This is a genomic window from Parundibacterium terreum (genome assembly GCF_014636315.1).
Taxonomy (GTDB): Bacteria; Pseudomonadota; Gammaproteobacteria; order Burkholderiales; family Burkholderiaceae_D; genus Undibacterium; species Undibacterium terreum.
In genome coordinates, this window is the sequence record NZ_BMED01000003.1 from 116,849 (window position 1) to 130,440 (window position 13,592).

Below are 13,592 nucleotides of genomic sequence, written 5' to 3' on the forward strand. Positions count from 1 at the left end.
GCTACTTTAACTGATGCTTTTAGAGGGAACAAGTTATTGCTGAGCATTATCCCTCTAATATGCTGTTGATATATGTCAAATAGGCAACTATCTGATGAAAAGCGAAGTAAAGTAGAGAAAACGCGCAGTTTCAGAGGAAAACTGCGGGGTTTTACTTGATATCGAAGCGCATAAACAACAGCAGCACATCTCCATTGCCCTTGTTTTTCGATAATCTCGGTACGTATGAGGCCATCAGTTTGGTGCTTCTGGTGCCTACTGATACCAGTGGCAATACGACAGGAAACGGCGTTCCGTGGAAATAATCCTGACGGCTTACCATCATCGCGGTAAAGCCGCCTGCGGCTTCCCAGTTGCCGCCCAGCGGTGCGACCCATTGGTAGGCGTAACCGGCCATCAACTGCGGTTTGTAGTGCGAATCTTCGATGCCAAACGCATAAACGATTTCTTCATTATCCTTTTCATTGCGGAGCGTCTTCGCATAGCCCAGGCCCCAGGCGCGCTCATTCAATTCCTTCAGGCGCTCGGCCGTATAGGTGCCTCGCCCATGGTGGGCATAGCCCGACACCAGCACCGAAGTTTGGCCGTCGTCGATGATTTCATGGATACGGTCTTTTTCCTCTTCCCAGCGGCTTTCTGTCGCCTGTTGCGCGTGGCTAATGGCCGGCAAGGTAAAAAGAGAAAATAATGTTATTAATAATGGTAGATTTTTTAATAATTTCATAGGCATAAGCAGCCCCTGCAGTGACGAAAAAGGTGAGTGGGCACGCCCCGGTGAGGCGTGCCGCCAGCCGCTTGCTACTTTAGGCTGGGCTTACTGACGCGCGTTACGCTGATTGGATGGGCGTTGCGCTGTCGTGAAGTTGCTGCGCCATGGATTGATATCCAGGCCGCCGCGGCGGGTATACCGCGCATACACGGATAACTTCTGTGGGCGGCAATGCTGCATGATGTCGGTAAAAATACGTTCTACGCATTGCTCATGGAATTCATTGTGATCGCGAAAGCCGATCAGGTAGCGCAACAGGCTTTCCTGATCTATCGGCGCGCCGACGTAGCGTATCTGCACGCTACCCCAGTCCGGCTGGCCTGTGACCAGGCAATTCGATTTCAGCAGGTGCGAAACCAGGACCTCTTCCACTGGCGATTCCTGCTGATCCGCCTTCAGCAAATACGGGTTCGGCGTATAGGAATCCACTTCAATATCCAGGCGGTCCAGCAGCAGGCCTTCCATTTCGTGCATGCCCAGCTTGGAAAAATTTTCCGGCGTAGTGAGCGTGACCTGAACGGAAGAACCGAAGCCTGCGGACAGATCAGCCTGCAGCAAATTGACCAGCGCTTCGGTACCCGCGAGGCGGGTCTGATTGAAGGAGTTCAGATACAGCTTGAAAGACTTGGATTCGACAATGTTGGGAGAATCGGCAGGGACGGTAATCGTCGCGATCGCCACCTGCGGTTTGCCTCGCAGGTTCAGCCATGAAACTTCATAAGCATTCCAGATATCCACACCGAAGAACGGCAAAGTGCCGGCGATACCTATTTCCTGGCGCTTGCCGTCCCTGGCGATAGGGAACAGCAGGCTGGGATCGTATTCGGCCTTGTAGGTGGACGGCTTGCCCAGTTGTGACAATTCCGGCGTGCTTGGCGGGTGTGAGCTTGTAGTCATAATTCTTAATGTATAGCGCTTAATATATAGCGGTTCTTCTATGAGCCTGAGATAACGCTGAGTTCATCTCATTGTTGCGGATTTGAACAGACGGCACCGTGCGCTAACGTACTCATGAAGCTTGCCGCGACAGCATGGGGAGGCACGATACTGGCAAGGGAATCGTAGTGCCGGGTATTAGGTATTTAAATTTCACACTTCTGTGACAGATAAAAACGCTGACAGTTCCTTTAGGTTGACAATGCTCGCCCCAAGTACAGCGGTTTGGGGCGAGTATTGCAAATTGTTACACTCGCAATCAGCCCAGAAACAATTGATATGCCGGGTTGCTGCTTTCATCCCAGTAGCGATAGCCCAGCGTGTTCAGGAATTCCTTGAAGTCCTTCATCTCTTTCTTAGGCACTTGTAGCCCTACCAGGGTACGGCCGTAGTCGGCGCCGTGATTCCGGTAATGGAACAGGCTGATATTCCAGTTGGGCGCCATGCTGTTCAGGAAGCGTATCAGCGCACCCGGGCGCTCGGGAAATTCGAAGCGGTACAGCAGCTCATTTTCCGCCAGCTCGCTCTTGCCGCCGACCAGGTGGCGTATATGCAGCTTGGCCAGTTCGTCATTGGTCAGGTCCAGAGTGGGAAATCCATGCTTGACGAAATTCTTGGCGATCTTGCCCGACTCTTCGCGGTTGCTGACTTGCACGCCGACAAAGATATGCGCCGCTTTTTCATCGCTAATGCGGTAGTTGAATTCCGTTACATTACGCGCGCCGACCAGCTCGCAGAAGCGGCGGAAGCTGCCGCGCTCTTCAGGTATGGTGACGGCAAACACCGCTTCCCGTGCTTCACCGACCTCGGCCCGCTCGGCGACAAAACGCAAGCGGTCGAAGTTCATGTTGGCGCCGCAGGCAATGGTCACCAGGGTCTCATTCTTCAGGCTTTGCTTGCCGGCTTTGGCGCGTTCGATATAGGCTTTGCAGCCGGCAACCGCCAGCGCACCGGCAGGCTCCAGTATGCTGCGGGTATCCTGAAAAACGTCCTTGATCGCCGCGCATACCGCATCGGTATCGACCAAGATGATTTCATCGACATACTGTTTCGTCAGGCGGAAGGTCTCTTCGCCAACCAGCTTGACTGCGGTGCCGTCCGAGAACAGGCCGACGTCATTCAGCGTGACCCGGCGTCCGGCCTTGATGCTGCGCGACATTGCATCCGAATCTGTCGTCTGCACGCCGATGATCTTGATATCCGGGCGCACTGCTTTCACGTAGGCCGCAACGCCGGAAATCAGGCCGCCGCCGCCGATGGCGACAAAGATAGCGTGGATGGGCTCGGAATGCTGGCGCAGGATTTCCATGCCTATGGTGCCCTGGCCGGCGATCACATCGGGATCGTCGAAAGGGTGGACGAAAGTCAGCTTTTGCTTTTGTTCCAGCTTGATCGCATGGTCATAGGCATCGGTATAGGACTCGCCGTGCAGCACGATTTCCACATTGTCGCCGCCATGCGCCCGTACCGCATCGATCTTGACCGGCGGCGTGGTCGTCGGCATCACAATGACGGCCTTGCACTTCATCCTGGCTGCGCACAGCGCCACGCCTTGCGCATGGTTGCCGGCGGAGGCGCAAATCACGCCGCGCTTCAGTTGCGCCGGGGTCAGGTGAGCTATCTTGTTGTAAGCGCCGCGCAGCTTGAAGCTGAACACGCTCTGCATATCCTCGCGTTTAAAGTAAATTCGGTTTTCCATGCGGGCCGACAGGCTGGGCGCAAATTCCAGAGGCGTTTCAAAGGCGACGTCATAGACGCGGGCAGTCAGGATTTTCTTAAGATAGTCGGTCGTCATAGATGAATTTTAGATTGCAAATTAGCAATGTTGGGCAATAAAAAACTGCCTTTACTGATTAAAGGAATATAAATGTTGCCTGCTCATTATAATGGATGCCTTTTTAGACTGGTGGTAAAGCAACATGGTAGAGAGTGCAGTACATTGGCTGTTGAGTGTTTTGGCCTTGCCCAAGGTGGGTTTGACTTCGGTCTTCCTCATCAGCTTCATTTCCGCCACCTTGCTACCGCTGGGCTCGGAGCCCGCGGTATTCGCAGTGATCAAGGCCAACCCTGAGCTGTTCTGGCAAGTGATCCTGGTCGCCGCAGTCGGCAATACGCTGGGCGGCGTGGTGGATTACTGGATGGGCTATGGCGCCAAGCGGATGTTTGCCGCGGAACAGGAAACTGCCTGGTATGCCTGGTTGCGCCGTTTCGGCGCTAAAACCATGCTGCTGGCCTGGGTGCCGGGCATAGGGGATCCCATCTGCACTCTGGCCGGCTGGCTGAAAATGCCGTTCTGGCCCAGCGTGATGTATATGGCCATAGGCAAATTCCTGCGTTATATCGTGATGACCTATCTGCTGCTGGCCGTGCCGGATGGCTTTTGGCACAAGCTGGCAGAGATGCTGGGTTAGGCCCGGTGAGCGGCGCAGGCAAATAAGAGAATATTTTAAAATCCAATACCACTTTAAGCCACTTGCTGCGTAAAAATTTGCATACTGCTGGGGGTATGCGAATTTTTTTAGGGCTATTTTCTATAAAGAAATACTTAATAGAAGCAGATACCCCGTCAATTATCGAAAATATTTGCCTGTAATGCCACCAAATATTCTCAGGCAAAATCGTCTTTTTTCCCTATTTATGGCGTAAAAAGTGTAGGGCTGTTAAGGCGTGGTGCATCGCAATACGCTAGAATGAATCTTTTAGAGGTGCCCCAGCAGATTGCCGGCGGTTCTTTTCCCAGGTTGGTGGTTTTGCATGCTTTTTTGCGGGATTGCCGATGTACTGCGGGGGAGGTCTGCGGCCGCCAGGAACCCCAGCCGCTTCAAAGACCCACAGACCTATTGATGAACGCTCCAGCACAAATCCAGGCTCTACTTGCAGATGCGCCACACGGCGCAGTACCCACCCGCGTACGTGAAATTCCCTATAACTACACCTCCTTTTCCGACCGCGAAATCGTGATCCGCCTGCTGGGAGAAGAGTCCTGGCAGTTGCTGGATACCTTGCGCGGAAAACGCCAGACCGGGCGATCTGCACGCATGCTGTATGAAGTATTGGGGGACATCTGGGTGGTAAGGCGCAATCCTTACCTGCAAGACGACATGCTGGACAATCCCAAGCGCCGCCAGGCCTTGATCGATGCGCTGAACCACCGCCTGCATGAGGTTGAAAAACGCCGCATCACGACGGATGAAGCTGATAGCCAGGATGTCGCCACCAGCGAGGATGCGAAAGCGCGTAGCGCCAGTGTGGAAACCCTGGTGCAGGCTGCGCGTAAGGCAGTGGCTGATTTTGCTGAAGAATTCCGCCAGACCTATGATCTGCGCAAGTTGGCCAACCGCAAGCTGGCCAGGCATACGGCGAAAGACAATATCAAGTTTGATGGTCTGTCGCGCGTGTCGCATGTTACCGACGCGACCGACTGGCGGGTGGAATATCCTTTCGTCGTACTGACGCCGGATACCGAAGATGAAATGGCCGGCTTGGTCAAATGCTGTATAGAACTGGGATTGACCATCATTCCGCGCGGCGGCGGCACCGGTTACACCGGCGGCGCGATTCCGCTGACACCGATGTCGGCCGTCATCAACACTGAAAAGCTGGAGCAGTTGGGCGAAGTCGAAATGACGGTATTGCCCGGCTTGAGCCAGCCGTATGCGACCATCTATTCCGGCGCAGGCGTAGTGACCAAGCGGGTATCGGATGCTGCCGACAAGGCCGGCTTTGTATTTGCTGTGGATCCAACCTCCGCTGAGGCTTCCTGCATAGGCGGCAATGTCGCGATGAATGCCGGCGGCAAGAAGGCCGTGCTGTGGGGTACGGCGCTGGACAACCTAGCCTCATGGCGCATGGTGGACCCGAATGGCGATTGGCTGGAAGTCACCCGGCTGGAACATAATCTGGGCAAGATCCATGACGTGGAACTTGCCAAGTTCAAGCTGGAATGGACCCATCCCGGCGAGAAGACGCCGTTCAAGACCGAACAGCTGGAAATCAAGGGCCGGGTATTCCGCAAGGAAGGCCTCGGCAAGGATGTGACCGACAAATTCCTCGCGGGTTTGCCTGGCATACAGAAAGAAGGCTGCGACGGCCTGATCACGTCAGCCCGCTGGATACTGCACAAGATGCCCAAGCATACGCGCACCGTCTGCCTGGAGTTTTTCGGCCAGGCACGGGATGCGATACCGTCCATCGTCGAGATCAAGGATTTCCTCGACGGCGAAACCAAAAAGGGCGGCGCCATCCTGGCCGGCCTGGAGCATCTGGATGAGCGTTATCTGCGCGCAGTGGGCTACACCACCAAATCCAAGCGCGGCGTACTGCCGAAGATGGCCTTGTTCGGCGACATCGTCGGCGACGATGAAAACGCGGTCGCGCAGGCGGCATCGGAAGTCATCCGCATTGCCAATACCCGCGTAGGCGAGGGCTTTGTCGCCGTCAGCCCGGAGGCGCGCAAGAAGTTCTGGCTGGACCGCGCCAAGACAGCGGCGATCTCCAAGCACACCAATGCGTTCAAGATCAATGAAGACGTGGTCATCCCGCTCAATCGCATGGGTGAATATACCGACGGCATAGAGCGCATCAATATTGAGTTGTCGATACAAAACAAGCTGGCCTTGCTGGAACAACTGTCGGCCTTCTTTGCCAAGGGCAATCTGCCGCTGGGCAAGAGCGAAGACGCCGATGGCGACGATATTTCTGCCGCTGAATTGCTGGAAGACCGGGTCAGCCATGCGGTTGAATTGCTGGATGCCACCCGCGCCCGCTGGACTTATTTGCTGAACCAGTTGGACAAGCCGCTGGCGGAAGCCAGGGATGAGCTGATAGCACTGGGCCTGGACAAGCTGGCTTTCGTGTTTGACGAGAGACTGCAAAAGCAGCCGGATGCAACCGTATTCAGTATCGTGCAAGACCGTACCGTGCGGGTCTCCTGGAAGACCGAACTGCGCGCGCATCTGCGCCAGATGTTCAATGGCGCGGCTTTCCGCCTGATCCTGGATGAGTGCACCGCAATCCACAAGAAGGTATTGCGCAGCCGCGTGTTCGTGGCCCTGCACATGCATGCGGGCGACGGCAATGTGCACACCAATATTCCGGTCAACTCAGACAACTATGAAATGCTGCAGGTTGCGCACACTGCAGTGGCCCGCATCATGGTGCTGGCGCGCTCGCTGGACGGCGTGATCTCCGGCGAACACGGCATAGGCATCACCAAGCTGGAATTCCTGACCGAAGACGAGATCAAGGACTTCCGCGACTACAAACTGCGCATAGATCCAGAAGGCCGCTTCAACAAGGGCAAGCTGCTGAACCTGCCCGACTTTGCCGCCGACCTGCGCAATGCGTATACGCCGTCCTTTGGCTTGATGGGGCACGAGTCGCTGATTATGCAGCAAAGCGATATCGGTGCGATCGCCAATAGCGTCAAGGATTGCCTGCGTTGCGGCAAATGTAAACCGGTCTGCGCCACCCATGTGCCGCGCGCGAATCTGCTGTATTCGCCGCGCAACAAGATATTGGCGACTTCATTGCTGGTGGAAGCCTTCCTGTATGAAGAGCAGACCCGGCGCGGCATATCGATCAAGCATTGGGAAGAGTTTGAAGATGTAGCCGACCATTGCACGGTCTGCCATAAATGCGTGACGCCTTGCCCGGTCGATATCGACTTTGGCGATGTCTCGATGAATATGCGCAATCTGCTGCGCAAGATGGGCAAGAAGTCCTTCAACCCCGGCACTGCCGGTGCGATGTTTTTCCTGAACGCGACTGATCCGGCGACGATCAACGCGACCCGCCAGGTGATGACGGGCGTGATGTTCAAGGCACAGCGCATGGGCCATGACCTGCTGAAGAAATTTGCCAGGAAACAAACCAAGGCGCCTCCGGCTTCGGTAGGCAAGGCGCCGATCAAGGAGCAGGTGATCCACTTCATCAACAAGAAGATGCCGGGCAACCTGCCGAAGAAGACCGCGCGCGCGTTGCTGGACATTGAAGATGACAAGATGGTTCCCATCATCCGCGATCCGAAAACGACCACCGCCGATACCGAAGCAGTGTTTTACTTTCCCGGTTGCGGTTCTGAGCGCCTGTTCTCGCAGGTAGGCTTGGCCACGCAGGCTATGCTGTGGAATGTCGGCGTGCAGACGGTGCTGCCGCCGGGCTACCTGTGCTGCGGTTATCCGCAACGCAGCGCCGGCGATTTTGACAAGGCCGAGAAGATCATTACCGATAACCGTGTGCTGTTCCATCGCATGGCCAATACGCTGAACTATCTGGATATCAAGACCGTGGTCGTGTCTTGCGGTACTTGCTACGACCAGATACAGGGCTACGAGTTTGAAAAGATATTCCCTGGCTGCCGCATCATCGATATCCATGAATATCTGCTGGAAAAAGATGTGAAGCTGGCCGGTGTCAGCGGCACCCGTTACATGTACCACGACCCTTGCCACAGCCCGATGAAGCTGCAGGATCCGTTGAAGACGGTGAATGCGCTGATCACGACCGTGGATGGCCAGAAGGTCGAAAAGAACGACAGGTGCTGTGGCGAGGCAGGTACGCTCGCGGTATCACGTCCGGATGTATCGACCCAGATACGCTTCCGCAAGGAAGAGGAAATGAGCAAGGGCGCCAGCAAGCTGCGCGCGGACGGCTTTACCGGCGAAGTGAAGATACTGACGTCCTGCCCGGCCTGCCTGCAGGGCTTGTCACGCTATAACGACGACAATAGCACCGAGGCAGACTATATCGTGGTGGAAATGGCGAAGCACATACTGGGTGAAAACTGGATGCCGGACTACGTGGCGCGTGCCAACAACGGCGGCATAGAGCGGGTATTGGTGTAGCGATGGACAACTGCGAATTATGCAATCCCAGGCTGGGGGACGTGGTGTACTCCAGCCCGAATTGGCGCGTGATCCTGGTCGACGATAAAAACTACCCCGGTTTTTGCCGCGTGATCTGGAATGCGCACGTGAAAGAGATGACGGACCTGCCTGCTGCCGAACGCAATGAAGTCATGGACGCAGTATGGAAGCTGGAAACGGCAATCCGCAAGGTTATGCAGCCCCACAAGATCAATCTCGCCAGTTTTGGTAACATGGTGCCGCATCTGCACTGGCATGTGATTCCGCGCTACCAGGACGATGCACATTTCCCTAATCCGGTATGGGCGGCTGCCCATCCGGAAGTGCCGGACACCTCGACGCGCCAGGCGCTATTGCCCGCGTTGCGCGCCGAGATCATCCGGCAATTGCAGGCTTGAAGAATAGAGAACAGTATGACAGGCTCCAAACAAAGTACCCCGGGACCCACACCTACCGCGTTGACGGTACGCACGCAATCGCGCGTGCTGGATGTCAGCTTTGACGACGGCGCCCAATTTTCGTTGCCGTTTGAACTATTGCGCGTGTATTCGCCTTCCGCCGAAGTGCGTGGACACGGACCGGGGCAGGAGACCTTGCAAACCGGCAAGCGCGACGTCAGCCTGACAGCGCTGGAGCCGGTCGGACACTATGCGGTGCAACCGCATTTTTCCGATGCCCATAACAGCGGCATCTACACTTGGGAGTACCTGTACTGGCTGGGTGAAAACCAGGCCAGCCTGTGGCAGGACTATCTGAACCGGCTGCAAGTCGCAGGGTTTGATCCGGAAGCCGGACGCGACACGCCCATGGTGCAGCAAGCGAGCGGCTGCGGGCACAATCACTAGGCAATACGCCTTTATTTTACGCATTCCTCCTGCTAAGTGGCCGTCTTGTTGATTGAGCAACAAACTATCGCAAAATTGGTCAAATGGGCACATTCCTGCAATGCAGGCAGGCATTCTCGTAATTTTGGCTCCCTGCGTGTGCTGCCAGACGCAGACTAGGCATGTTTTGGCCCAAAATCTGGGATAATGCGCGCATTCCATAGGTGAAAATCATGACTAATACTACGCATTTCGGTTACACGACCGTAGAAGAAGACGAAAAAGTACACAAAGTAGCCGAAGTTTTTCACTCGGTTGCGGCCAAATACGACGTGATGAACGACCTGATGTCCGCCGGGCTGCACCGCGCGTGGAAAATATTCACGATTGCGCAGGCGGCAGTGCGCCCCGGCTTCAAGGTCCTGGATATTGCCGGCGGTACCGGTGACCTGGCCAAGGAATTCGTGAAGCAGGCTGGTTCCTCCGGTGAGGTATGGCATACCGATATCAATGAATCCATGCTGAGGGTAGGGCGTGACCGTCTCTTGAATAAGGGCCTGATTACCCCCACTTTATTATGTGACGCGGAAAAATTGCCTTTCCAGGACAATTATTTCGACCGGGTAACGGTAGCGTTTGGCCTGCGCAATATGACGCACAAAGACCAGGCGCTGGCAGAGATGCGCAGGGTGCTGAAGCCGGGCGGCAAGTTACTGGTGCTGGAATTCTCCAAAGTTCCGGCGATCTTGCAAAAGCCCTACGATGTTTATTCTTTTTCCGTATTGCCATGGCTGGGGCAGCGCATTGCCAACGATGCCGAGAGCTACCGTTATCTGGCTGAATCGATACGAATGCACCCCGACCAGGAAACTCTGAAGGGCATGATGCAGGATGCAGGCCTGGAACGCGTGCAATATTACAATCTGACGGCAGGTGTGGCCGCTTTACACACCGGTATCAAACTTTAAGCGCTGCAGCTTTTATCCAGCAGTAGCGCCAGGCGGTAACTCTTATCATGAAAAAATTCTTTATTGCAATGATGGTCGTCGCCAGCGCGCTGGCAGTGACAGTCTCCGATGCGGACGCAAGGCGTCTCGGTGGCGGCGGTTCAATAGGCCGCCAGTCTTCCAATGTATCGCGGCAGGTAGCTCCTCCTTCCAATGCAGCACGGCCCGCGCCTGCGCCCGCAGCCCCTGCGGCGGCACCGGGTGCTGTGGTGCCTCCCAAGCCTGCTAGCCCATGGAAAGGCATAGTCGGGGGCCTGATCGGCGGTGCCTTGCTGGGCGCGATGTTTTCCAGCCTGGGTTTTGGCGGCGCATTGAGCAGCATGCTGGGTACCATCGTCACTTTTGGCTTGCTGGCCCTGGTGGTGATGTTCATCATCCGCATGTTCCGCAAGCCTAGCCCGGCTGGAGTGCCTTCGTCGTATTCCACTTACCAGCAGCCTGCTTATGCCGGTGCCTCTGGCTCGGCTACGCCCGAGATCGGCTCCCGCATAGAGCCGCAGTCTTATGCTTACCAGTCGCCTGAGCCGGCTGCCGCCGCTGCTGTTTCTGCTGCTGGCCCTTGGGGTGTGCCGGCCGACTTCGATGTGCCTGCCTTCCTGCGCAATGCCAAGACTTACTTCATTCGCCTGCAGGCCGCTTGGGATAAAGCCGATATCAACGATATCCGCGAATTCACAACGCCGGAAATGTATGCTGAAATCAAATTGCAGATACAGGAGCGCGGAGCCAGCCCGAATGTGACGGACGTCGTGTCCATCGACGCCGAATTGCTGGGTCTGGAACAGGTGGGCAACGATCATCTGGCCAGCATCAAGTTCACCGGCATGATCAAGGAAGCCGCCAACGCGCCTGCGGAACCCTTCAATGAAGTGTGGAATCTGGCGAAGCCGCTCAATGGCCAGGGCGGCTGGGTACTGGCCGGCATCCAGCAACTGTCCTAGCCGCTGTGCCGCATGCTGCCAGTTCTGCCATGCCGCATCCAGCGATAAGCTGTTAAACTTGAGACCGCCCATGCCATCATGGGCGGTTTTTATTTAAGCTCCCATGATTCCACTATCACCAACTGTCGCTCCATTCATTAACCATTTGCTGGCCCCCGAGCCTTGGGCCAGGGATAAATTACGCCAGCACACAGGCAAGACCGCTGCTATCGATATCCAGTTGCTGACATTGAAATTAAAAGTCAGCGCCGATGGCTTGGTGGAAAGCGCTGCTGGCGATGTGCAGCCGGATGTGAAAATCATCATCAAGGCCAGCGACCTGCCCTTGATCGCGCAAAACCGCGAGCGGGCCTTTTCCTATGTGAAGGTGGAGGGGGATGCCGAATTTGCGAACACGATTTCGCAATTGGGCCAGACCTTGCGCTGGGAAGCGGAAGAAGATTTGAGCAAGCTGTTTGGTGATATTGCGGCGGTGCGCATGGTGGCTGCCGCCAGATCGGTAGCTCAGACGGTCAAAGAGACCCACCAGAAGCTGCAGGAAAATCTGGCCGAGTATTTTCTGGAAGAGAATCCCATGCTGGTAAGGCCCGCCGCAGTAAGCGCACTGGGCAATGATGTAAACAAGATTCGTGACGATGTAGAGCGTTTGACCAAGCGCATCGAAAAACTGGAAAGGCTGCGCTAGTGTTTAAATTCTTACGTTTGTTGAAGATCATCCGTATCGTCATCCTGTACGGTATTGATGAAATTGCCATATCCGGGCTGGCGGTGCCGCGCCTGGCCAAGCTGATCGATCAACTGATTTTCTGGCGCGATATCTCGGCGCCGCGCGGCGAACGCCTGCGCAAGGCGCTGGAAGAACTGGGTCCGGTATTTGTGAAGTTCGGCCAGGTATTGTCCACCCGGCGCGACCTGCTGCCGGAAGATATCGTCGATGAGCTGTCCAAGCTGCAGGACAGGGTGCCACCCTTCGATCCCGATCTGGCGATTGCGCAAATCACTAAATCCCTCGGCGCGCATCCGGAGCAATTGTTTGCCGAGTTTGAGCGCACGCCGGTTGCCTCTGCGTCTATCGCGCAGGTGCACTTTGCAGTGCTGAAAGACGGCCGCAAAGTGGCGGTCAAGGTGCTGCGCCCAGGCATGAAGGCCTCCATAGACAAGGACGTTGCCTTGATGCACGTGGCTGCAGGCTGGCTGGAAAAGTTGTGGGCCGACGGCAAGCGCCTGAAGCCGCGCGAAGTGGTCGGCGAGTTTGATAAATACCTGCACGATGAGCTGGACCTGATGCGCGAGGCCGCCAACGGCAGCCAGTTGCGCCGCAATTTTGCCGAGTCCAAGCTGCTGCTGGTGCCGGAAATGTATTGGGACTATTGCTCGTCGTCGGTGATCGTGATGGAACGCATGAACGGTATTCCCATCTCGCAAACCGCCAGGCTGCTGGAAGCCGGCGTCGACATGGAAAAACTGTCGCGCGACGGCGTGGAGATATTTTTCACCCAGGTGTTCCGCGATGGCTTTTTCCATGCAGATATGCATCCTGGAAATATCCTGGTGTCCACCGATGCGGATACTTTCGGCAGTTATATTGCGCTGGACTTCGGCATCGTCGGCACCTTGACGGATTTCGACAAGGATTACCTGTCGCAGAATTTCCTGGCCTTCTTCCGCCGCGACTACAAGCGCGTCGCCGAGGCGCATATAGAATCCGGCTGGGCGCCCAAGGAAACCCGCGTCGATGAATTGGAGTCGGCAGTGCGCGCCTGTTGCGAGCCTATCTTCGATCGTCCGCTGAAAGACATTTCCTTTGGCCAGGTGCTGTTGCGCCTGTTCCAGACTTCGCGCCGCTTCAATGTGGAAGTACAGCCGCAACTGGTGCTGCTGCAAAAGACGCTGCTGAATATTGAAGGCCTGGGGCGGCAACTGGACCCCAACCTGGATTTATGGAAAACCGCCAAGCCCTACCTGGAGCGCTGGATGAGCGACCAGGTCGGCTGGCGCGGCATGCTGGAAAAATTGAAGGCAGAAGCGCCGCGCTACAGCCATATCTTCCCGCAATTGCCGCGCCTGGCGCATCAGGCCCTGACCCTGGCCAGCGAACCGCGGCATGATGCTGCCGTCCTGGCTAGCCTGCTGGCCGAGCAAAGGACAACCAACCGCCTGCTGCGCATCGTCATTTACTTTGGCGGCGGCATGATCGCCGGTGCGCTGGTAGCGCAATTGTTCCTGCATCTGTACTACGTATAAGGCAA

General features: G+C 55.9%; 11 protein-coding genes. 8 read left to right on the forward strand and 3 right to left on the reverse strand.

Annotation, left to right across the window (positions count from 1 at the left end; all coding sequences use genetic code 11):
- Nucleotides 1-151: 151 nt before the first annotated feature.
- From IEW12_RS15300 to ilvA, 3 genes are all read right to left on the reverse strand, one after another.
- Nucleotides 152-724, reverse strand: coding sequence for a hypothetical protein (locus IEW12_RS15300; protein WP_188566965.1), 573 nt, complete (start codon nucleotides 722-724; stop codon nucleotides 152-154).
- Nucleotides 725-814: 90 nt separating this feature from the next.
- Nucleotides 815-1,666 (reverse strand): NADPH-dependent 7-cyano-7-deazaguanine reductase QueF, encoded by an 852-nt coding sequence (queF, locus tag IEW12_RS15305; RefSeq protein WP_188566966.1) that lies wholly within the window; start codon nucleotides 1,664-1,666, stop codon nucleotides 815-817.
- A gap of 298 nt (nucleotides 1,667-1,964) precedes the next feature.
- Nucleotides 1,965-3,500 carry a threonine ammonia-lyase, biosynthetic gene (gene ilvA / locus IEW12_RS15310; RefSeq protein WP_188566967.1) on the reverse strand — a complete coding sequence of 512 codons (1,536 nt, stop codon included), beginning with the start codon at nucleotides 3,498-3,500 and terminating at the stop codon, nucleotides 1,965-1,967.
- 124 nt (nucleotides 3,501-3,624) lie between these two features.
- Here ilvA and IEW12_RS15315 point away from each other — a divergent pair, with 124 nt between their 5' ends.
- From IEW12_RS15315 to ubiB, 8 genes are all read left to right on the forward strand, one after another.
- On the forward strand, nucleotides 3,625-4,116 hold the full coding sequence (locus IEW12_RS15315) for a YqaA family protein (protein ID WP_188566968.1): 492 nt from the start codon (nucleotides 3,625-3,627) through the stop codon (nucleotides 4,114-4,116).
- Nucleotides 4,117-4,548: 432 nt separating this feature from the next.
- Complete coding sequence (locus tag IEW12_RS15320) at nucleotides 4,549-8,550, forward strand: DUF3683 domain-containing protein (RefSeq protein WP_188566969.1); 4,002 nt, start codon at nucleotides 4,549-4,551, stop codon at nucleotides 8,548-8,550.
- Nucleotides 8,551-8,552: 2 nt separating this feature from the next.
- Nucleotides 8,553-8,969 (forward strand): HIT family protein, encoded by a 417-nt coding sequence (locus IEW12_RS15325; protein WP_188566970.1) that lies wholly within the window; start codon nucleotides 8,553-8,555, stop codon nucleotides 8,967-8,969.
- Between the two features lie 15 nt (nucleotides 8,970-8,984).
- A complete protein-coding gene (locus tag IEW12_RS15330) occupies nucleotides 8,985-9,416 on the forward strand; it encodes a gamma-butyrobetaine hydroxylase family protein (protein ID WP_188566971.1) in 432 nt (143 codons plus the stop codon).
- Between the two features lie 212 nt (nucleotides 9,417-9,628).
- Entirely contained in the window at nucleotides 9,629-10,363 is a 735-nt protein-coding gene (ubiE, locus tag IEW12_RS15335) for a bifunctional demethylmenaquinone methyltransferase/2-methoxy-6-polyprenyl-1,4-benzoquinol methylase UbiE (protein WP_188566972.1), read from the forward strand.
- Nucleotides 10,364-10,410: 47 nt separating this feature from the next.
- Nucleotides 10,411-11,343, forward strand: a complete 933-nt coding sequence (locus IEW12_RS15340) for a Tim44 domain-containing protein (protein WP_188566973.1) — start codon at nucleotides 10,411-10,413, stop codon at nucleotides 11,341-11,343.
- Between the two features lie 103 nt (nucleotides 11,344-11,446).
- On the forward strand, nucleotides 11,447-12,028 hold the full coding sequence (locus IEW12_RS15345) for a ubiquinone biosynthesis accessory factor UbiJ (protein ID WP_188566974.1): 582 nt from the start codon (nucleotides 11,447-11,449) through the stop codon (nucleotides 12,026-12,028).
- On the forward strand, nucleotides 12,028-13,587 hold the full coding sequence (gene ubiB, locus IEW12_RS15350) for a ubiquinone biosynthesis regulatory protein kinase UbiB (protein WP_188566975.1): 1,560 nt from the start codon (nucleotides 12,028-12,030) through the stop codon (nucleotides 13,585-13,587). Before IEW12_RS15345 ends, ubiB begins: the two co-directional genes overlap by 1 nt.
- Nucleotides 13,588-13,592: the final 5 nt, after the last annotated feature.